Annotated in this window: 17 protein-coding genes; 6 read left to right on the plus strand and 11 right to left on the minus strand. The window is 70.9% G+C overall.

Features of this window, described 5'->3' with window-relative positions; all coding sequences use genetic code 11:
* Nucleotides 1-249 precede the first annotated feature (249 nt).
* Genes LZ198_RS04580 through LZ198_RS04600 form a run of 5 tightly spaced genes read right to left on the minus strand, consistent with a single transcriptional unit; the run spans nucleotide 250 to nucleotide 6285 of the window.
* Nucleotides 250-1305 (minus strand): hypothetical protein, encoded by a 1056-nt coding sequence (locus LZ198_RS04580; RefSeq protein ID WP_253970631.1) that lies wholly within the window; start codon nucleotides 1303-1305, stop codon nucleotides 250-252.
* A complete protein-coding gene (locus LZ198_RS04585) occupies nucleotides 1302-3170 on the minus strand; it encodes a Gldg family protein (protein ID WP_253970632.1) in 1869 nt (622 codons plus the stop codon). Before LZ198_RS04585 ends, LZ198_RS04580 begins: the two co-directional genes overlap by 4 nt.
* Nucleotides 3167-3889, minus strand: a complete 723-nt coding sequence (locus LZ198_RS04590; protein WP_253970633.1) for an ABC transporter permease — start codon at nucleotides 3887-3889, stop codon at nucleotides 3167-3169. Before LZ198_RS04590 ends, LZ198_RS04585 begins: the two co-directional genes overlap by 4 nt.
* On the minus strand, nucleotides 3886-4815 hold the full coding sequence (locus LZ198_RS04595) for an ABC transporter ATP-binding protein (RefSeq protein ID WP_253970634.1): 930 nt from the start codon (nucleotides 4813-4815) through the stop codon (nucleotides 3886-3888). The genes LZ198_RS04590 and LZ198_RS04595 overlap by 4 nt, the downstream gene beginning before the upstream one ends.
* A gap of 51 nt (nucleotides 4816-4866) precedes the next feature.
* Nucleotides 4867-6285: a TIGR01777 family oxidoreductase gene (locus LZ198_RS04600; protein ID WP_253970713.1), complete on the minus strand. Its 1419-nt coding sequence runs from the start codon at nucleotides 6283-6285 to the stop codon at nucleotides 4867-4869.
* A gap of 31 nt (nucleotides 6286-6316) precedes the next feature.
* On the opposite strand from LZ198_RS04600, the gene LZ198_RS04605 reads away from it, so the two are divergent.
* The 3 genes from LZ198_RS04605 to LZ198_RS04615 all read left to right on the plus strand — a co-directional run bounded on the left by LZ198_RS04605 (nucleotide 6317) and on the right by LZ198_RS04615 (nucleotide 9109).
* Nucleotides 6317-7282, plus strand: coding sequence for an L-threonylcarbamoyladenylate synthase (locus LZ198_RS04605; RefSeq protein ID WP_253970635.1), 966 nt, complete (start codon nucleotides 6317-6319; stop codon nucleotides 7280-7282).
* A 205-nt stretch (nucleotides 7283-7487) separates the two neighbouring features.
* Nucleotides 7488-8012 carry a hypothetical protein gene (locus LZ198_RS04610; protein ID WP_253970636.1) on the plus strand — a complete coding sequence of 175 codons (525 nt, stop codon included), beginning with the start codon at nucleotides 7488-7490 and terminating at the stop codon, nucleotides 8010-8012.
* Nucleotides 8013-8089: 77 nt separating this feature from the next.
* Nucleotides 8090-9109, plus strand: a complete 1020-nt coding sequence (locus LZ198_RS04615) for a hypothetical protein (protein WP_253970637.1) — start codon at nucleotides 8090-8092, stop codon at nucleotides 9107-9109.
* Here the strand turns inward: LZ198_RS04615 and hemH are convergent.
* The 6 genes from hemH to LZ198_RS04645 all read right to left on the minus strand — a co-directional run bounded on the left by hemH (nucleotide 9087) and on the right by LZ198_RS04645 (nucleotide 17392).
* A complete protein-coding gene (gene hemH, locus LZ198_RS04620) occupies nucleotides 9087-10148 on the minus strand; it encodes a ferrochelatase (RefSeq protein ID WP_253970638.1) in 1062 nt (353 codons plus the stop codon). The two genes, LZ198_RS04615 and hemH, sit on opposite strands and share 23 nt — an antisense overlap.
* Nucleotides 10148-10534, minus strand: a complete 387-nt coding sequence (gene apaG / locus LZ198_RS04625) for a Co2+/Mg2+ efflux protein ApaG (protein WP_253970639.1) — start codon at nucleotides 10532-10534, stop codon at nucleotides 10148-10150. The genes hemH and apaG overlap by 1 nt, the downstream gene beginning before the upstream one ends.
* Before the next feature lie 68 nt (nucleotides 10535-10602).
* The gene (locus LZ198_RS04630; RefSeq protein ID WP_253970640.1) at nucleotides 10603-11553 is read right to left on the minus strand and encodes a TerC family protein; all 951 of its coding nucleotides are present in this window, start codon (nucleotides 11551-11553) and stop codon (nucleotides 10603-10605) included.
* Nucleotides 11554-11655: 102 nt separating this feature from the next.
* Nucleotides 11656-13794, minus strand: a complete 2139-nt coding sequence (glgX, locus tag LZ198_RS04635; protein WP_253970641.1) for a glycogen debranching protein GlgX — start codon at nucleotides 13792-13794, stop codon at nucleotides 11656-11658.
* Nucleotides 13791-16892 carry a malto-oligosyltrehalose synthase gene (gene treY / locus LZ198_RS04640; RefSeq protein WP_253970642.1) on the minus strand — a complete coding sequence of 1034 codons (3102 nt, stop codon included), beginning with the start codon at nucleotides 16890-16892 and terminating at the stop codon, nucleotides 13791-13793. Before treY ends, glgX begins: the two co-directional genes overlap by 4 nt.
* 182 nt (nucleotides 16893-17074) lie before the next feature.
* Nucleotides 17075-17392: an SWIB/MDM2 domain-containing protein gene (locus LZ198_RS04645; RefSeq protein WP_253970643.1), complete on the minus strand. Its 318-nt coding sequence runs from the start codon at nucleotides 17390-17392 to the stop codon at nucleotides 17075-17077.
* 380 nt (nucleotides 17393-17772) lie between these two features.
* Between LZ198_RS04645 and LZ198_RS04650 the strand changes: the two genes are divergently transcribed.
* From LZ198_RS04650 to LZ198_RS04660, 3 genes are all read left to right on the plus strand, one after another.
* Nucleotides 17773-18753, plus strand: a complete 981-nt coding sequence (locus tag LZ198_RS04650; protein ID WP_253970644.1) for an NAD-dependent epimerase/dehydratase family protein — start codon at nucleotides 17773-17775, stop codon at nucleotides 18751-18753.
* Nucleotides 18754-18840: 87 nt separating this feature from the next.
* Entirely contained in the window at nucleotides 18841-19506 is a 666-nt protein-coding gene (locus LZ198_RS04655) for an HAD family hydrolase (protein WP_234066684.1), read from the plus strand.
* A 17-nt stretch (nucleotides 19507-19523) separates the two neighbouring features.
* Entirely contained in the window at nucleotides 19524-21134 is a 1611-nt protein-coding gene (locus LZ198_RS04660) for a lactate racemase domain-containing protein (protein ID WP_253970645.1), read from the plus strand.

Raw genomic sequence — 21134 nt, forward strand, 5'->3', positions numbered from 1 at the left:
GTCCGGGCCTCATTCAACCGCGTCGGAGCGCATCGACGCCAACTCCATCCCTGGGCGCCACCTCCCGGACGGAATCGATGGCAAAGAGGGCCTGTCGCATCGTGTCAGCGGCAACCACCATCGCCCTCCGAGCGACGGGACATCCTGACGAGGCTCCCCCTGCCCCCAGAGCCGACTCATCGCTCGGACTGCTGAACCGCGAGGGACACCGCCAGACACGCGCAGCTCGCGCCCGGCGGCACCCGGCGTTCACGGCCCCGTCGCGGAGGACACGGGGCTCGTCACCCGCGCGGCCTCGGTCACCAGCGGGTCCACGCCCGCATGGAGGCGGGCCCAGCCGCTGGTGTGCTCGGTGCGCGCGAAGAAGCCGTCCTCCGCTCGCGCCACCACCACCTCGCCCACCACCTTGCCCGCGCGGCGGTACTCCACACGGAACGACTCCTTGGGCTGGCCCCCCGCGGGCAACTCGTCGCGCCCCAGCAGGTCCAACGGAATCAACCGCCACACGCGGTCATGCCAGTTGCGCGCGAACTCGTCCGACTTGTCCGGCGCCTCCTCGGGCGCGAGCGCCACCGGCCCCGGCGCCTTGCCGGTCGCCACGAACGTGCGCGTCACCCCCGCCGACGAGACCACCACCGAATCGAAGTCCCCCAGGTCGAAGACGTGCAGACGCCGGTCGACCAGGCGGGTGTTCGCGTTCTCCAGGTCCGGCAACAACGCCGGCCCGAGCAGGAACACCTGTCCATCCGACTCACGGCGCAGGTACGGCGTGCCCCAGCTCCCCGTCGTCGAGGCCAGCGAGAAGGCCTCCGGCTTGCCGGCGAGGGTGAGCGTCAGCTTGCGCGGCGTCGAGGCCAGCCCCACCTCCTCCAGCTTCTTCGCGTCCAGCACGCCCAGGGCCCGCATCGCGCGCAACGGTCCGAACTTCGGCAGCAGCTTCTCCGCCACCTCGTTCGCGCGCAGCTCGCGCGGAGGCGGAGGCGGCGTCTGCACGGCGGCAACCGCCGGTGTCCCCGCGTCCCCCACCGGAGGCGTGCCCCCATCCGCGACCGGCTCGCCACCCACCGGCTTGGATGGCTTGAAGCCCAACCGCACCCAGAGCTTGTCCCGGTCCTTCGCGTCGCGGAACAGCTCCACGTAGCGCGCGTCGTCCTCGTAGCGCACGACATCCAGCGCGCGCGAGGGCGCGTCCACCACCGTCACGTCGGTGGGCGCGCCCACCGGCTCCCGCTGCCACACCGCATAGGCGGCCACCAGGGCGAAGGCCGCGAGGCCCCCCTGGATGGCGAGGTCCCGCACCTTCATCGCTCACCTCCCGCCACCGGAGCAGGGCGCGGCGCCCGTCGTCCCCGTCGCCGCGTCGTCACGAAGCCCACCGCCAGCACCAGCGCGGGCGCCAGGAAGACGGTGACGTAGAACCAGGCCACGTCCTGCTCGCGCGTGTGCTGGATGGGCACGTCCTCCTCCGACGACACCGTGCCGGAGATGGCCTCCTCGCCGGTGAGCCACCGCAGCGTGTCCGCCGCGAGGTACGCGTTGCCCATGTTGGTCAACACCCCGTCACTCACCGCGTCCGCGTCCGCCATCACCACGGCCCGCATCGGCGGTTTGCCAGCGGTCGCCGGCTGCTCCACCGCCACCACCAGCGGCCACGAGCGGCGCATCTCGCCCGGGTCCGGCGCGAAGTTGCCATTGGCGTCCGCGAACGTGGCGCCGTGCGCGCGCACGGAGATGTCCTGCATGACGCCGTTGGGCAGCGGTTGGAGCTGGTCCAACGCCCCGGCCCCCAGGAAGGCCACCGGCGCCTGCCCCGCCATCGCCGACAACGACGTGACGGACGGGTGCGAGCTGTAGCTCGCCGTGCCCAGGTTGGCCCGGTCACTCAGCTGGCGCGACGTGCGGAAGAAGACCTGGTCGTTCGCCAGCGGCGTCTTCAGGTACTTCAACCCCATGGGCGTCAGGAGCTGCTGGAAGTCCGGCCCCTCCGGCTCCAGCGCCAGCCACAGGCGCCCTCCCCGTCCCACGTACTCACGCAGGGCGGTCATCTCCTCGGGGAGGAAGTCCTGCGTGGCCCCCAGCACCACCACCACGGCGGCGTCGGCCGGGACCTCGTGCCCCAGCCCCTCCGCCGCGCCCAGGGGACGCACGTCCACGTTCTGCGCGCGCAGCATCTCCTTCAACTGCGCGACGGGGGGACGGGGCAGCTCGCCCGGCACCGGCCGCGTCTCCGCGCGCTCGCCGTGGCCCGCAGTGAAGTAGATGACGCGCCGGGGCTTCGCCACCGTCAACAGCCGCTTCTGGACCTCCTGGTCCAACCGCTGCAACTGCCCGCGCGCGCGGTCCAGCTCCAGGCCCACCGTGAAGGGCTCCTTCCGGTCTCCCCGAACCAGGACGATGGTGCCGTTGTTGCTCACGCCCAGCGTCCGCGCCCGCGCGGGCTCCACGGCCTGGTCCATCCGCTCCACCGTGAGCAGCTGGGGGCTCTCCACGGAGAGGTCGCGGAAGTACTGCCCCACCGCCTCGCCCACCTCGTTCGCCGGGGGGAAGAAGAGCGTCACCGTCAGCGGCTCGTTCAGGCCCCGCACCACCTTGCGCGTGGAGTCCCCGGGCTTCGCCGTGCGGAAGTACGACAGGTCCCACGTCGTGTTCGCCTGCGTGGCCACGAACATGGACGCGAACGCGAACACGAGCACGAAGGCCAGCCCGAGCCCGGAGAACAGCGCGCTCTTCGCGCGCCCCGTCTCCAGCACCGGCGCGCGCTCCATCGCCGCGCACGCGGCCTCCACCAGCGCGAGCGGCATCAGGCCACACGCCAGCAGCGCGGGGAACAGCGCCGCCAGCACCACCGCCAGCTTCGGTGCCTTCTGCGCCACGGGGCCGCCCAGGAGGATGGCGCCCACGTCCGCCTGGAGGAAGTAGAGCGCCAGCGCTCCCAGCCCCAGGCCATACAACCCCAACACCCAGCCATCCACGGTGCGCCGGTCCGCGCTGGCCTTCCGGCGGAGCACGAACCGCCACGCCACCGCGCCCACCGCCACCGCCACGCCCAGGGCGGACAGGAGCATGCGCCCCGTCCCCACGCCCAGGATGCGCTCCCCGATGAAGACCGCGAGCAGGCCTCCCACGAAGGCCAGCGTCACGGGCAATCCACTCGTCGGACGCGTGCTCATCGCCACCTCCGCGCCTCGAGCACCCGCGTGGCGGCGAACAGCGCCACGTAGGTGACGAGCAGGTAGTAGACGACGTCGCGCACGTGGACCAACCCCGACTGGAACGGCGGGAAGTGCTGGTTCCACAGCGACATCGCGCTGAAGACATCCGCCAGCGGCTGCTCGGTGATGCGCGCCAGGAGCCAGCAGAGGATGAGCGCCACCAGCATCACCGCGGAGGTGATGGCGGCCAGCAACTGGTTGCGCGCCAGCGCCGAGCCGAACGTGCCCACCGCCAACGACGCGCTGCCCAGCAGGAGCAGGCCCAGGTATCCGGCCGCGACGTGCCCGAACGACACCTTGCCGTTCACCAGCACCAGCAGGGGCATGTACAGCGTGCACAGCACGTACAGCGCCAGGAACGCGAACCCCGCCAGGAACTTGCCCAGCACGATGTCCCGGTCCCGCAGCGGTGACGAGTACAGGAGGGGCAGCGTCCCCGTCTGCCGCTCCTCCGCCAACAACCGCATGGAGATGAACACCGAGGCGACGATGGTGAAGCCGCTCGAGTAATAGAAGAACTGCGACAGCACCTCGGCGGAGCGCTTGCTCGCGCCGCCCAGGGCGTACGCGTTGAAGAACAGGCCGTTCAACGCGAGGATGACCGCGATGACGACGTAGCCGCTGAGCGTGCGCAGGTAGCCGGACAGCTCGCGGCGGGCGATGAGCAGCGCCTTCACGCTCGCACCTCCTGGCCATGCGTCAGCCGCAGGAAGATGGACTCCAACTGGCCGGCGCCCTGGTCCAGCCGCAGCAGCTCCAGCCCCGCGCCCACCACGGCCTTCGCCACGCGGGGCCGCTCGTCCGGCGAGGCGCGCAGGGTCAGCGACACCACGTCGTCCACCGCGCGCTCCACCTCCACCGCGCCGAAGGGCGTGAGCACCTCCACCGCGCGCGCCCGGTCGCCTCGGACCTCGACCTCGATGGAGCCGCCGCCGCCCATCTTCCGCGCCAGCTCCTCCTCCGTGCCCTGCGCCACCAGCGCCCCCTTGTGGATGATGAGGAGCCGGTCACACGTCTGGGAGATCTCCGGGAGGATGTGGCTGGAGACGAGCACCGTGTGCGCGCCCTTCAGCCCCCGGATGACGTCGCGCATCTCGACGATCTGCCGGGGGTCCAGGCCGCTCGTCGGCTCGTCGAGGATGAGCAGCGCCGGCCGGTGCACCAGCGCCTGCGCCACGCCCACGCGCTGGCGATAGCCGTGGCTGAGCGTGGAGATGAGCTCGCCGTCCACCTCGCGCAGGCCCGTCTTCTCCTCCGCCTCCCCCACCCGCGACGCCGTGTCCCGCGCCGCGACGCCGCGCAACTGCGCGACATAGGCGAGATACTCGCCCACCGTCATCTCGTCGTAGAGCGGTGGGACGTCGGGGAGGTAGCCGATACGCTGCCGGACCTCGTGGGCATTGCTCACCACGTCATGGCCGTCGATGACGACACGGCCGGCGGTCGGCAGCAGCACGCACCCCAGGATTTTCAGCGTCGTCGACTTGCCCGCGCCGTTGAGGCCCAGGAAACCGATGACCTCGCCCTGGCCGATGGTGAAGGCCAGTTCCCGGATCGCCGCGTGCTCACCGTAGTACTTGGTCAGCCCTTCGACCTGGATCATAAGGCGCAATCCATCAATCCCAGCAGGGGGGATTGTCAAGCGCCGAACTCCTCAGTCGTGCCGGTATTCTGGCCCCGCCGTGGTGCGGCCGAGCGTGAAGCGCAGCGCGTCCTCCAGTTCGGGCAGCAGGAAGGAGTAACCGAGTTGCTCCGCCGCCTGGGGGAGCACCCGGGCCCCCGCCAGGAGCGCCTCCTGCCCCATCTCCCCGAAGAGGGTCCGGAGGACCACCGCCGGGACGGGCAGGGAGGCCGGCCGCCGCAGCACCCGGCCGAGCGTCCGGGCGAAGTCCGCCTGCCTCGTCGCCCCCGGCGCCACCGCGTTGAGGGGGCCTCGGGCCGCGTCCTCGAAGAGGCAGAAGTGGATGAGGCCCACGATGTCCTCCATCCCCACCCAGCTCATCCACTGTCGCCCGGAGCCCAGCGGTCCACCGCCCCCGGCGAGGAACGCGGGCAGCATCTTCGCCAGCGCGCCCTGTCGCGCGTCGAGCACCGGCCCGATGCGCAGGTGGACCACCCGGATGCCCGCGGCCTCGGCGGGCGCCGCCGCCGCCTCCCACGCGCGACACACGTCCGCGAGGAAGCCCTCCCCGGGCGCGCTCTGCTCCGTGAGGGGCTCGTCGCCCCGGTCGCCGTAGATGCCCGCGCCCGCGGCGCACACCAGCACCCGCGGCTTGCGCGCCATCCGCGCCAGCGCCTCGGCCAACGCGCGCGTGCCCTCGGTGCGACTCTTCAGGATGGCGTCCTTGTAGCCGGCGGACCAGCGCTGCCCCGCGACGTTGACGCCCGCGAGGTGGACCACCGCGTCCACGCCCTCCAGCGCGGCGACATCCACCTCGCCCCGGTCCGGCGCCCAGGACACCTCCGAACGGGAGGCCTCCGCGCGCCCGCGCACCATCCGCCGCACCGCGTGGCCGCCCGTGGTGAGGAACGGCACCAGCGACGAGCCGATGGAACCCGAGGCGCCGGTGACGGCCACCGTGAGCGGCCCGCGCGACGCGTAGGCCGCGTGCCTGCGCAGGTCCTCGCGTGTCACCCGGTGGCGATAGGCGAACATCCGCTCCAGCGTGCGCCGCGCGTACCCGGCGCCGAGGAGCCGGCCCGGCGGACCGAACGGCAGGACGTACTCGACCTCGTCCTCCAGCACGGACGTCCCCTGGGACGGCTCCGGCCACATCCGGTGGGTGTGGACCCAACGGGAGAACGGCCCCGAGCGCTGCACGTCCTGGAACAGGGAGTCCCGCACATAGGCGGTGTGCTCGGCCACCCAGCGCCGGGGGAAGGGCCCCACGCGCATGCGCATCACCACGCGGGCGCCCGGCTGGATGCCCTCACCGGAGCGCTCCAGCAACTCCATGCGCTCCCAGGGGGGCGTCAGCCGGGCGAGCGCCCCTTCCCGGGCATGCCAGCCGAACAGCTCGCTGGCCGACACCGGCATCCGGCTGCGAGCATCGAAGACGTGCGACTTGCCCATGCCTTCCTCCGGCGCGACAGTGCGGCCGCGCATGCTTAATCCGGAACTCGTCGAGCGCGCAGTGGAAATGCTGCGTCGCGGCGGCGTCATCGCCCTGCCCACGGAGACCGTCTACGGCCTCGCCGCCAACGCGGAGGACGAGCTGGCCGTGCGCCGCGTCTTCGCCATCAAGGGCCGCCCCGCCACCCACCCGCTCATCGTCCACATCGCCGGCGTGGAGCACCTGTCCTCCTGGGCCCGGGACGTCCCGGAGGGCGCGCGTCGCCTCGCCGCCGCGTTCTGGCCCGGGCCGCTCACGCTCGTGCTGCCCCGCACGCCTCGCGCCACCGACGCCGTCACCGGCGGCCAGGACACCGTCGCGCTGCGCGTGCCGGGACATCCGGTCGCGCTCGCGGTGCTCCAGCAACTGGGCGGCGGCGTGGCCGCGCCGAGCGCCAACCGCTTCGGCCGCGTCAGCCCCACCACCGCGGAGCACGTGCGGCAGGACCTGGGCACGGACGTGGACCTGGTGCTCGACGGCGGGCCCTGCCCCGTGGGCGTGGAGTCGACCATCGTCGACCTGAGCGCGGACGCGCCGGCCATCCTGCGCCCCGGCGGCCTCGCCACCGAGGACGTGGAGCGCGTGCTCGGACACGCCGTGCCGGTGCGCACCGAGTCCAAGGTCCGCGTCTCCGGCTCGCTCGCGTCGCACTACGCGCCACGCGCAGGCGTGGTGCTGACCGAACCCCACGAGGCCGCGGCCCGCGTGGCGGCGCTGCGCGGACAGGGCCTGCGCGTGGGCGTGCTCGGACCGGCGGGCCTCGCGCTGCCCGTCGACGTCCCCCGCTTCGACGTCCCGAGCGACCCCGCGGGCGCGGCCCGCGTGCTCTACACGCGCCTGCGGGAGGCGGACGCCGAGGGCCACGACGTGCTCGTCGCGTGCCTGCCCGCGGCGAGCGGGCTCGGCCTCGCCGTCAGGGATCGGCTCTCCCGCGCCGCCGCGCCCCGCGACCGCTGACGCCAGGACACGCGCGCGTTCCCCCACCGCCACGCAAGCATCCCCTCACGCGCCGATATGCGCCGGGGGACCTCCCGTTGACGCCTCGTGCACCACCGACCCACCACGGGTCCGGGGGAAGCCCCGCTCACGGGGAGACAGGACGAGGACCATGCCGACCCAGCGCTGGCACCGGGTGATGTCCGTTTTCGTTGGAGCCCTCACCATGACGGGGTGCGCCACCCCGCAGAAGGGCCTGCTCGAGCGGACCTCGAGCTACGTCCTCTACGACCTGCCGACCGGGACGGTGATGCAGGCGGCGGCGGAGGTGCTCGGCGAGCGGGGCTACACGCTCCTGCCCAGCACGGATCCGCGCCTCCTGCACACGCCCTGGAAGGTGGACGGCAACTTCGACATGGGCTCGCGGTGGTCGCGCCTCTACATCGAGAGCCGCCCCCGGCCCGACGGACGGGTGCGCGTGCGCGCCTACGAGCTGTATGCCTCCACGTACGGGCGCACCCAGTTGTTGCCCGCCATGCCCGCGGACCAGGCGTACGCGCCGGACGAGCAGTCCCACACCACCCCCACGGTCCTCATCGCCTCCGAACCCTCGCTCCCCATCCACTCCTCGCGCCCCGTCATGCGGCGGAACCTGGAGCTGGAGTGGGCCATCCTCGAGCGGCTCAACCCCCAGTTCGCCGGGCGCGTCAAGGAACAGGTGGACCGCTACGTCGCACAAGGTGGCCACTGAACGCGGCAGGGTGACGGACTTGAAAAGCCCTCCTGGGCTTCGATATCCCGCGTGTACTCCCAGAGGAGCGTCCCCGCGTGAAGCGAAGCCTTGTCGGCCTGGTCGTAGCCCTGTCCTTGTCCGCGTGCAGCGAAGAGCCGCGCGGGCAGCTCGAGCCCATTCCCCGTCCGCCCGGCCTGAAGGAACCTCCGAAGCCCGAGGCCGCCGCGAAGCCGACCGAGCCCCCGGTCGACCCGTCCAAGCTGGCGCTGCGCTGGAAGGTCGCCGAGGGCGCGCCCATCACCTACCAGCTCACCCTCGAGCTCGGCGGCGCCGCCGCGTCCGACGAGCCGGCGCCGGCCGCCGCCAAGGACAAGAAGGGCAAGGGCAAGGAGGCACCGAAGGAGAAGCCCGCGGCCACCACCGCGAGCACCGCGCTGCCCGGCGCGTTCACCTTCGTGCTCGAGCAGGGCAACTCCGGTGACTACAAGCTGCGCGTCATCCCCACGGGCAAGGGCGCCGTCGAGGACCTGGGCACGGTGAGCGAGCGCGGCTTCGTGCTCGACGGCCTCCAGGGCGTCACGCGCAACCTGGCCACGCTCGTGCTGGAGCTGCCGCACCCCGCGGTGGGCCCCCAGGACACGTGGCAGTTGGGCACGGAGCTGCTGACACACGGGGCGCTCGGCCCCCAGTTCGCCATCGTCAAGGAGGGGCGCCGCAACCGCGTGAAGCTCGCGTCGCTGACCCCGGGCGAGGACGGCGAGCAGGTGGCCCGCGTGGAGTACGACGTCATCGAGCAGCTCCAGGGCAAGTACACGCCGCGCCCCAAGCCCCCCACCGTGCCCGCGCGCGGCGGCGACGAGGAGGAGAGCGACGGCACGCCGGAGCATTCGCTCGACCCGGTGGACGCGAACGCCGAGGTGAAGATCGTCGGCGTGGGCGAGTTCCTGGTGAAGGCCGGCCGCTGGCGCACCTGGGAGGGCAGCATCTCCACGACGACGAAGGGCCCCTTCCCGGTGCCCGCGCTCCAGGTGCCGCCGGGCACGCTCAAGCTGCGGCTCACCGCGCTGGAGGCCCCGCCACCGCCGGCGACGCCTACCGCGAAGCCCCAGCCGTAGGCGCGCCGTCGGACTCGCGCACCATCTGGACCACCGCGTCCACCCACGCCGGGTGGGCGTTCAACGAGGGGACGAGCGTCAACGCCTCGCCCCCTTCCTCCACGAACTGGTCGCGGGCCCGCAGGCCCACCTCCTCCAGCGTCTCCAGGCAGTCCGCGACGAAGGCCGGGCACATCACCGCCAGCCGCTTCACGCCGCGCTTCGCCAGCTCCGGGAGCACCAGGTCCGTGTAGGGCTTCACCCACGGCGTGCGCCCCAGCCGCGACTGGAAGGACACGCTCCACGCGTCCTTCTCCAGGCCCAGCCGCTGCGCCAGGCCCCGCGCCGTCGCGAAGCACTGCGCGCGGTAGCAGTGGCGGTTGGCGTCCGTGAGCGCGTCGCAGCACCCCGCGGACGCAAGGCAGTGTGTCCCCGTCGGGTCGCTCTTGCGGACGTGCCGCTCCGGCACGCCGTGGAAGCTGAAGAGGACGTGGTCCGCCCGCATGTCCGTGATGACCGGCCGCGCCACCTGGGTGAAGGCGTCGAGGAAGGCCGGATGCGAGTGGAAGGCCGGCACCGCGCGCACGTTGGGCACGTCCCAGCCGGCCGCCGAGAGCTCGTACACCCGCGCCAGCGACGAGGCGGACGACGACGCGGCCTCGTGCGGATACAGGGGCAGCACGGTGAAATCCGACACGCCCCTGGCGCGCAGCGACGCCAGCGCGTCCGGGATGGACGGGTTGCCGTAGCGCATGGCCAGGGCCACCTCGTACTCGCCGCCCAGCCGCTCGCGCACCGCCGCCTCGAGCGCCCGGCTGTACACGAGCAGCGGCGAGCCCTCCGGCATCCACACCTTGCGGTACGCCTCCGCGCTCTTCGCCGGCCGCACCGGGAGGATGATGAGGTTGAGCAGCAGCCAGCGCCCCACCGGATGGATGTCCACCACCCGCGGGTCGCTCAGGAACTCGCGCAGGTAGCGACGCACCGGACCACTCTGGGGCGCGTCCGGCGTCCCCAGGTTGACGAGCAGGAGCCCCCGCTTGGTCGCCGGCGTCGTCATCAGTGCAGGGCGTTGGGAAGGGTGAGCGCGAACTCCGCGATGCGCGCCACGAAGTGGGAGCCGTCCGGCCGCTCCATGTCGTACGTGCCCCGCATGGTGCCGAACGGGGTGCGCAGCATCGCCCAGCTCGTGTACTCGAAGCGCTCCCCCGGGGCGACCCGAGGCTGGCGGCCCACCACGCCCTCGCCCTTCACCTCCTCCACCTTCCCGCTCGCGTCGGTGATGACCCAGTGCCGCGCCTTGAGCTGCGCCGGGGCCTCGCCCTCGTTCACGATTTCCACCGTGTACATGAAGGCGTACTGCCCCGACTCGGGCGAGCTGCGCTCGGGCCAGAAGGCCGGCTTCACGGTGATGCGGATGCCATCGGTGGTGGCGGTGGAGGACATGCCTCCACATTTGGCGGCAAGGCCCCCCGGTTGCAAGGAAAACCCCGAGCCTCCCCGCCTGGCGGGGCTCAGGTCTTGGCGCTCTCGCTGCCCTCCCCGGGCTCGGGCGCCTTGGGCCACACGAGCGAGGCGAGGATGGCGAGCAGGAGGATGCCGCCAATCACCCCCAGGGAGATGCCGATGGGGACGTGGATGTCGAAGAAGGTGATGAGCATCTTCACGCCCACGAAGGCGAGGATGGCGCTCAGGCCCAGCTTCAGCAGGTGGAACTTCTCCATGAGGCTGGCCACCACGAAGAACAGCGAGCGCAGGCCCAGGATGGCGCACACGTTGGACGTGTAGACGATGAAGGCGTCCTGGCTGATGCCCAGCACCGCGGGGATGGAGTCCAGGGCGAACAGCAGGTCGGTGGCCTCCACCACCAGCAGGACGATGAACAGCGGCGTCACCTTGAGGCGCCCGTCCTCCCTCAGGAAGAAGCGGCTGCCCTCGCCCTGCCGGGCCACCGGCAGCGCGCGGCGCGCGAACTTGACGACGCCCTGCTGCTCCGGGTCGATCTCCTCGTCCTTGGAGAAGAGCATCTTCACCGCGGTGAAGACGAGGAAGGCGCCGAACAGGTAGATGAGCCAGTGGAAGCGCTGCACCAGCGCCGCGCCCGCGACGATGAGGCTGGCGCGCATGAGGAACGCGCCGAGGATGCCCCAGTACAGCACCCGGTGCTGCAGCTCCGGCGCCACCCGGAAGTAGCTGAACACCATCAGGAAGACGAAGAGGTTGTCGACGGAGAGCGCGTACTCCACGACGTACGCCGTCACCCACTGGAGCGCGGGCGTGCGGCCCGCGAAGTACCAGATGCCTCCGCAGAACGTGAGGCTGAGCGAAATCCACACCAGCGTCCAGACGCCCGCCTCCTTGGGCGACACCACATGCTCCTTGCGGTGGAACAGCCCCAGGTCCAACGCCAGCATGGCGAGGACGAAGACGTTGAAGCCCACCCAGAGCGCGACTTGCGTATTCACGTGTGATTCCTGTTTCAGGGGACGGCCGACGCACCCTACCGGCGGCGCGCCCGGGCGTCGATACTTCCGTGAATCCCTCGGGCCGTCCCCACGCCCCTCCCGCTACTCCGTCGCCGGGCGCCGCAACACCACCAGGGAGCGCCCCGCCACCTGCACCCGGCCCCCCGCGGGGGTGTGCGTGCGCACCGACTCCGCCGACGTGGTGGTGTCCACGACCAGCTCCCAGTCCGCGCCCCACTCCAGGGCCGGCAGCAGGAAGCTGATGGGCTCGTGGTGGGCGTTCGTGAGCACCAGCAGGGTGTCCCCGACGATGCGGTTGCCCTCCTCGTCCGGCGCCGCGATGGCGTCCCCGCCCAGGAGGAAGGCGAGCGAGCGCACATAGGGCTTCTCCCAATCCTCCTTCTTCATCTCCTTGCCGTCCGGCCGGAACCACGCCAGGTCCTTCAGCTCGCTGTCCCACATGTGGGCGCCACGGAAGAAGCGGCGCTTGTGGAGCACGGGCTGCTCGCGCCGCAGCCGCGTCAGGCGACAGGTGAAGTCCAGGAGCGCGCGCTGCGTCTCGTCCAGCTCCCAGTTCACCCACGACAGCGCGTTGTCCTGGCAGTAGGCGTTGTTGTTGCCGCGCTGGGTGCGCCCCATCTCGTCGCCGGCCACCAGCATGGGCACGCCCTGCGACACGAAGAGCGTGGCCAGGAAGTTGCGCTTCTGTTGCTCGCGCAGCGTGTTGATGCGCGCGTCCGTCGTCTCGCCCTCCACCCCGCAGTTCCAGGAGTGGTTGTCATTGGCCCCGTCGCGGTTCTCCTCGCCGTTGGCCTCGTTGTGTTTGTCGTTGTAGGTGACCAGGTCGTGCAGCGTGAAGCCGTCGTGGGCGGTGACGAAGTTGACGCTCGCGCTGGGCTTGCGGCCGGACAGCGCGTACAGGTCCGAGCTGCCGGTGAGCCGGTAGCCGATCTCCGCCGCCTGCCGGTCGTCCCCCTTCCAGTAGCGGCGGATGGTGTCGCGGTACTTCCCGTTCCACTCGCTCCACAGCACCGGGAAGTTGCCCACCTGGTAGCCGAAGTCGCCCACGTCCCAGGGTTCGGAGATGAGCTTCACCCGGCTGAGCACCGGGTCCTGGTGGACGATTTGGAAGAACGCCGCGCGCGTGTCGTAGCCGTGCCGGTCGCGCCCCAGCGTGGTCGCCAGGTCGAAGCGGAAGCCGTCGACGTGCATCTCCTCCACCCAGTAGCGCAGCGAGTCCGCGACCAGCTTCAGCGCGTACGGGTGGGTGGCGTTCCACGAGTTGCCCGTGCCCGTGACGTCCATGTAGTAGCGCGGGTCCTTCTCCGTGAGCCGGTAGTACGCGCCGTTGTCCACGCCCCGGAAGGACAGCGTGGGCCCCTGGTGGTTGCCCTCGCAGGTGTGGTTGTAGACGACGTCGAGGATGACCTCGATGCCGGCGCGGTGGAGCGCCTTCACCATGCCCTTGAACTCGTCCACCTGCCCACCGCGCGTGCCGGAGGCGCTGTAGCGGCCGTCCGGCGCGAAGTAGCCCAGCGTGCTGTAGCCCCAGTAGTTGGTGAGCCCGCGTTCGGCCAGGAAGGGCTCGTCCACGATGTGGTGGATGGGCAGCAGCTCCACCGCGGTGACCCCCACCTTCTTCAGGTGCTCGATGACGGCCGGGTGCGCCAGCCCCGCGTAGGTGCCGCGCAGCGCCTCCGGCACGCGCGGGTGCAGCTTCGTGAAGCCCTTGACGTGCAGTTCGTAGAGGACGGTGCGGTGCCAGGGCACGCGCGGGTGCGCGTCCCCCTCCCAGTCGAAGGTGTCCTCCAGCACCACGGCCTTGGGCACGGCCGCCGCGTCGTCGCGCTTGTCGAGGACCTGGTCGTCCTCCTTGCCCCCCTGCACGTGGCCGTAGATGGGCGCGCGGTGGTCCACGCGGCCATGGAGGGCCCGGGCGTAGGGGTCCACGAGCAGCTTGTGGGCGTTGAAGCGCAGGCCCTTCTTCGGGTCGTAGGGGCCGTGCACACGCAGGCCGTAGAGGGTGCCGGGCCTCAACTCCGGGACGTAGCCGTGCCAGACATGGTGCGTGGTCTCCAGGAGCGGGAAGCGGCGGGTCTCCCGCGCCGGGTCATCCGGGTCGAAGAGGCAGACCTCCACCTTCTTCGCGTGCTCGCTGAAGACCGCGAAGTTGACCCCGTGCCCGTCATACGTGGCGCCCAGGGGGAACGGCCTCCCTGGCAGCACCTCGGCCCTCCTCATCCAGTGCTCCTCTCCAGTAGCACCACCGGGAACCCCGCCAGGAGCGGCGCGAGGGGCAGCACCACGCCGCCCGGCCCACGCTCGGGCCGCACCTGACGCCCGGTGAAGGCATCGCGGAACATCATGCCCGCATATGCCTCCGGAAGGTCGAGGAACGTGCGCTCGTACGCCCCGGCGAACCCCTCCGGGGACTCCAGCGCGGACAGCGTGAAGCGCGGGGCGCACGCCACCACCGCCGCGTCCCCCAGCTCCCGGGTGAAGGCCACCGCCGCCGGGGCCCGGGGGCCGGACAGCTCCAGCGCCCGGTAGCCGCCACCGCGGAACAGCTCCGCGTGGCGCTGGCGCAGCCTCAGGCCGGTGGACAGCAGGAAGAGCTTCGCCCGGCCGTCGTCCAGGTCCCCGCGGAGCCGGGCGCACAGCCCCTCCCGGTCCTCCTCCGCCTGGGCGTCCAGTTCGTCCAGCAGCCGCACGCGCTCGGCGAAGTCCACCGGCCGGCGGTTGTCCGGGTCCACCAGCGACAGGTCCCACAGCTCGCAGCCCTGGTACGTGTCCACCACGCCGGGCGAGGCGAGCTTGAGCAGGAGCTGCCCCAACGCGTTGTGCTGACCGGCCCGCTCGATGCGGCGCTTGAAGGCGCGCACCTCCTCCAGGAACGCGGCGCCCTTCTCCGGGTGGAAGCAGGTGTCCACGAAGCGCGCCACCGCGTCGTCGTAGGCCCCGTCCGGGTTGGTCCACGACGTGTGGACCTTCGCCTCCTTGATGGCCTTGGCCATGTACTCGCGCACCCGGCGGTGGAAGTCCGCCAGGCCCTCCGCGGGCAGCGTGGGGCCCATGGGCCAGGCCCCCACCACCGTCTGGAGGAGGAGGTACACGTCGTTGCGGCTGGGCGCCGGACCGGACGGCAGCGGCATCACCCACTTCTCCGTCAGCCGCATCCACCGCCGCGCCGCCTTGCGCCAGTCCTCCGGTATCTCCGTCAGCACGTTGATGCGGGCGCGCACGTCCTCGCTGCGCTTGGTGTCGTGGGTGCTGGTGGTCAACTGGCTGGCCGGCCAGTGCTCCGCGCGCTCCTGGTTGCGCAGGTGGAAGGTGTCCGCGCGCACGCCGAAGCGCTCCGGCTCGCCCCCCACCTCGTTGAGGCTGACCAGCCGGTTGTAGATGTAGAAGACGGTGTCCTCCAGCCCCTTGGCCATGACCGGCCCCGTCACCTGCTGCAGCTTCATGGCGAAGCGCAGCATGACGGCGCGCTCGCGCTCGTCCGAGTGGGGCGGGTAGCGCCGCAGGAGGATGTCGCGCAGGAAGTCGAAGATGGAGGCGTTGGTGGTGGCGTTGCGCTCCTTGGCGCGCTGGATGGTCCACTCCACGTACTGCACGTCGCGCGCGTCCAGCCCCGGGCGCCAGCCGTCCACGTACGTGCGGTAGACGGGGAACAGCGCGACGAACTCCACCAGCGCGCGCCGCAGCGAGTTGAGCGTGAAGTCACGCGTGCGCCGGCTCATCTCGGAGATGCGGTTGAGCTCGTGCGCCAGCACGTTGATCTCACTCGACATCGACACGCGCATGATGAGCAGCTTCTTCTGGTACACCAGCTCCGCGAAGTCCGGGTGCTCACCCGTCAGCCGCTCGTACGTCTCCGTCAGGTGCGCCTCCGCCGCCGGGTGGACGAACAGGCCGCTCACCGCGTTGGCGAAGCGGTAGCCGGTCGTCCCGTGCACCACCCACGCCTCCGGGATGCGCTCGCGGCCTCCCTGGATCTTCTCCACCACCACGTAGAGCGCCTTGCGCAGCGGGCTCGAGACGTCCTGCATCACCTCCGCCCGCCACCGCTCCCGCAGCGACGCCTCCACGCCGGGCCAGCGCGTGTCGTCGCCGGCCTGCGCCTGGAGGAACAGCGCGTGCGCGCGCTCCACGAAGTAGCGCTCCTGCAGGTCCAGGAAGTAGGCGGTGGGGTCGAACAGGCCGTCCGGATGGTCGATGCGCAGGCCGGTGACACACCCCTCCCGCAGCCAGCGGAAGACGAGCGCGTGCGCCTCCAGGAAGACGTCCGGGTCCTCCACGCGGATGGCGGCCAGCCCGTTGATGTCGAAGAAGCGCCGGTAGTTGATCTCCTCCCCCGCCACGCGCCAGTGCGCCAGGCGGTAGCTGCACGCGGACAGCACCGCGTCCAGCAGGTCGAACGAGCGGGGGTTGCCCGGCTCCCCGTTGAAGACCCGCAGGTTCTCGGAGACGTAGGCGGCCAGCGCCTCGCTGGACGTCACCACCGCGGCCAGCCGCCGCTTGATGACCTCCTTCTCGCGGTGCCGCTCGACGACCCGCGCCTTCTCCACGTCCGTGCGCAGCGGCAGGTGCTCGATGGCGGTGAGGATGGAGAGCAGCTCCACCATGGGCGGCGCGTCCGTGCCCAGGCGCGCCTCCAGCCGCTCCAGGCCGTGGCGGAGGATGCGGCCGTACTGGCGCGGGGCCACCGGCAGCAGGTGGTCGTAGTAGTGCAGGAAGAACGCGCCGCCCTGGTACGACAGCCTCAGCTCGCCGCGCTCCAGCACGACGCCGTACTGGTCCCCCAGGATGGGCAGCAGCACCTTGCCGTGCAGTTCGTCCTTCACCGGCGCCCAGTCGATGTCGAAGTACTTGGCGTAGACGGACGACGGGCCGTTCTCCAGCACGTCGAACCAGAGGCGGTTGTCGCGCTCGATGCCCATGTGGTTGGGCACCACGTCCAGGACGTGCCCCATGCCGCGCTCGGCGAGCGCGGCGCACAGGGCGGCGTGGGACTGGGGCGTGCCCACCTCCGGGTTGAGGTGCTGGTGGTCCACGCAGTCGTAGCCGTGGGTGCTGCCCGGCGTGGCCTTCAAGTAGGGGGATGCGTACAGGTCGCTGACGCCCAGCCGCGCCAGGTACGGCACGACGCGGCGCGCGTGGTCGAAGTCGAAGCCCTTGTGCAGTTGCACCCGGTACGTGGACAGCGGCGTGCGTGGCCGCGCGCCCAGCTCCCCGCGCACGCGCGCGAACAGCCCCTCCGCGAGGGCCTCCGCGCTCGAAGTGGCCCCCGACGCTCCCGCGGGAGCGCTCCCCGTTTCTTCCAGCCCGTCGAGCAACATGGGGACCAGAGGTAGGGCGCCAGCGCCCCATCCGCCAGCACGAGGTCGCGCATCCGCCCTCTTTCCAACGCTCCAGGTGCCCGGAGTCACGAGGGATGCGCCCGGAAAAACAAAGGGCCCGCCGGGGAAGTTCCGGCGAGCCCTCGCTGTGTGCCGGCCAGGCGTGCCCGGCGGCGGACGTCTCAGCTCAGCTGCTTGTTCACCAGCGCGGTCATCTCGAACATGGTGACGTTCTTCTTGCCACCGAAGATGGGCTTGAGCTTGTCGTCGGCGTTGATCTGCCGCTTGTTCTTCGCGTCCTGCAGGCCCTGCTTCTTGATGTAGGCCCAGAGCTTCTTGACCACCTCGGTGCGAGGCAGCGGCTTGGAACCGACGATCTCAGCGAGCGCGGCGGAAGGAGTCATCTCCTTCATGAACGACGCGTTCGGCTTGCGCTTCGCGCCAGCAGACGACTTCTTCGCGGCGGGAGCCTTCTTCGCAGCAGCTTTCTTGGCGGCCATTCGTCTTGAGTCTCCTCCCCTCCGAAGGGGACGTTGTTCGGCCTTGCTTGGATGAGAGCCAGTGCCGGTGGGGCGTAGGTAGCACGCCCAAGCCCGAAAAACAGCCCTCTCCTGCGATTTTCCCTCGGGAAACGCCCTACGCAACGCGTTTCATGCCCGAAAAACAGCCTCCGCAGCGCCCGTCCCCTCGGGGAGAAGCCCCGTCGGGACGCCTCCGAGGCCCGGGGTTGCGCCCCGCCGGGGCCATTTCTCCCTCGGAGGACGCCTCGCGGAGCCTAAATCCGGCCCACCCGCCGGGGAGGCCCGCCCGAACACGTCCTGGCCGGGACCGGGGGATTCCTCTTGCGGACGAGGTGTACTTTTTCGGATGAAACGCCTTCATGAGAGCCCTCATCACCGGAGCAGGTGGCTTCCTGGGAATCTGGCTGGCCCGCGCCCTCGCCGCGCGCGGCGACACCGTGACGTGTCTCCTCCGCCGAGGCTCCGACGCCTCGGGGCTGAAGGACGTCCCCCACGTCCGCGTGGAGGGGGACGTGACGGACGCGGCCTCGCTGGCCCCGGCGGTCGCGGGCCAGGAGGTCGTCTTCCACCTGGCGGGGGTTCGCCGCGGCGCGACACGGGACGACTTCATGCGCGTCAACGCGGAGGGCACCCGCCTGCTGTGCGACGCCATGGTGGCCACCGGCCAGCGCCCGCGCCTGGTCCTGGTGGGCTCGCTGGCGGCCATGGGGCCCTCATCCCCCACCCGGCCCCACGTCGAGGAGGACGCCTTCGCGCCGCACGAGTGGTACGGCGAGAGCAAGGCGGAGGCCGAGCGCATCGCCTTCTCCTACAAGGACCGGCTGCCGGTGACGGTGTCCCGCCCGCCGCGCATCCTCGGCCCCGGCGACCGGGAGAACCTCACGTTCTTCAAGCTGGTCCAGAAGGGCATCCGGCTGGAGCTGGTGGGTGGCCCCCGGCCGCTCACCATGGTGGACGTGGAGGACGTGGTGGACGCGCTCATCCTCCAGGCCGAGCACCCCGCCGCGGTGGGCGAGGCCTTCTTCTGCGCCGGTCCCGGCGGCCCCCTGTCGCTGGAGGCGGTGCAGGACCTGGGCGCGAAGGCCCTGGGCCTGAAGCCCCGCACGGTGCGCCTGAGCCCCCGGGTGCTCACCGCCCTGGCGTCCGCGGCGGACGGCGTCTCCCGCGTGACGGGGCGCAAGCTGCCCCTGAACCGGAAGCTGGCGCGGCAGCTGCTCGCCCCGGCCTGGACGTGCTCCAGCGCCAAGGCCGAGCGGCTGCTCGGGTTTCACCCCCGGAGGGATTTGGAGGACTCCATCCGGCGGAGCGCGGAGTGGTACCGCCAGCAAGGCTGGCTCTAGCCGTGCTAGCAGGGGTGGGGGAGGTGCTCCCCCGTCCCAGTGTCGTTGACCTCACCCCCCCTGGAGTGTCAGGAAGCCCGCTGCCACATGCCCTCGAAAGCCGCCTTTTTCGATGTCGACGGGACGCTCGTGAAGACGAACGTCGTCCACGTCTACGCGTACTACGCGATGAACCGCGGCTCCGTGCTGGGCATCGCGGGGCGCACCCTCAGCACCGCCTTGAGCGTGCCGCTCTTCGGCGCCATGGACACGTTGGACCGCAAGACCTTCAACGAGTTCTTCTACCGGTATTACGCGGGGTTGAGCGAGGACCGCCTCGTCACCATCGCGGAGGACATGTTCGAGGACGTGCTGAAGCCGGCGCTCTTCGAGCAGTCCCAGGACCTCATCGACCAGGCGCGCCGCAGCGGTTGCAAGGTGGTGCTCGTCACCGGAGCGCTGGACTTCACCATGCGCCCGCTGGCCCGCCACCTGGGCTGTGACGACCTGATCGCCAACAAGATGCAGTTCGTGGGGGGCAAGGCCACCGGCAAGGTGATTCCGCCCATCATCGAGGGCGCGAACAAGGCCAACGCCATCCGCGCCTACTGCACCAAGGAGGGGCTGACCCTGGACAAGTGCCACGGGTACTCCGACAGCGCCTCCGACTACGCCATGCTCGCGGTGGTCGGCCGACCCACCGCGGTGAACCCGGACCTGCGGCTGCGCTCCATCGCGCGCGCCTACAACTGGCCCATCCTCGACCTCAAGTAAGGCAGCACCGCTCCCCCATGCGCCCGTTCAAGACGCTCCAGAAGCTGTACGACGAGGAAAGCCAGGTCGTCATCACCGAGAAGGGCAGCCCGCCGCGCGCGCTGTTCTACGGTGAGGGCTTCCTGCAGGAAGACCTGCCCGTGGGTACCCGGGTCATCTTCCCCCGCCCGCCCCTGGCGGGCGTGCCCAACGTCAAGGCCGCCATCCGCTGGGCCATCAACCACCCGGAGGGCATGGACCCGCTGCACGCGCTGCTCAAGCCGGGCATGCGCCTGACATGCGTCATCGACGACATCAGCGTGCCGCTGCCGCCCATGGTGACGCCGGACGTGCGCCAGTCCATCCTGGAGGTGGTGCTGGAGCTGGCCGCCGACAGCGGCGTGGACGACGTCCACCTGGTCATCGCCAACGCCCTGCACCGCCGCATGACGGAAGCGGAGATGCGGCGGATGGTGGGCACGAAGATCTTCGACGCGTACTACCCGGACCGCTACTACAACCACGACGCGGAGGATCCGGACGGCATCGTCGCCCTGGAGCGCACGTCCCACGGCGAGGAGGTGTCGGTCAACCGGCGCGTCGCGGAGAGCGACCTCATCATCTACGTGAACGTGAACTTCGTGCCCATGAACGGCGGGCACAAGTCCATGGGCACCGGCGTGTCCAACTACGCCTCGCTGCGGCACCACCACAATCCGAAGACCATCCGGGAATCGGACAGCTACATGGAGCCCAAGGCGAGCGCGCTCTACCGCAGCAACGAGCGCATCGGCCGCAACATCGACAAGCACCTGAAGGTCTTCCACATCGAGACCACGCTGAACAACCGCATGTTCGGCGCGCCCGTGGACTTCCTCGCCAAGAAGGAGGAGGACTACACGGAGGCGGACCGGCTGAAGTTCCAGGCCATGCGCTACGCGCTGTCGAAGATGCCGCGCGCGGCGGCGCGCAAGGTGCTCAACGCCATCCCCGCCCCGTACGACGTGACGGGCGTGTACGCCGGGGCCACGGAGCCCGCGCACCAGAAGACGCTGGAGACCAGCTGGAAGCAGTACGTGGTGCCGGTGGAGGGGCAGAGCGACATCGTCATCTTCCCCATCCCCTTCATCTCCCCGTACAGCGTCAACTCCATCCTCAACCCGCTGCTCGTGCAGGTGATGGGGCTGGGCTACTTCTTCAACCTCAACCGCGGCGTGCCGCTGGTGAAGAAGGGCGGCTGCCTCATCCTGCTGCACCCGGCCTACGACGAGTTCGACCCGGAGCACCACCCCAGCTACATCGAGTTCTTCCACCGGCTCTTGCCGGAGACGCGCGACTCCATGAAGCTGGAGCACAAGTACGAGAAGGAGTTCGCGGAGAACCCCAGCTACGTGCACCTGTACCGCAAGGGCAACGCCTACCACGGCGTGCACCCCTTCTACATGTGGTACTGGGGCGAGAACGGCCGCCAGCACGTGGGCAAGGTCATCGTCGCGGGCGCGGAGAACAACCACGTCCCGGCGCTCCTGGGCTGGGACCGCACGGACACGCTGACGGAGGCCATCGAGGAGGCGCGCGGCTTCATGGGCCGCTCGGCGACCATCAGCCTCCTGCGCATCGCCCCCACGGTGATGGTGGACGTGAAGTGA

The sequence above is a fragment of the Myxococcus dinghuensis genome, from assembly GCF_024198235.1.
Lineage (GTDB): Bacteria > Myxococcota > Myxococcia > Myxococcales > Myxococcaceae > Myxococcus > Myxococcus dinghuensis.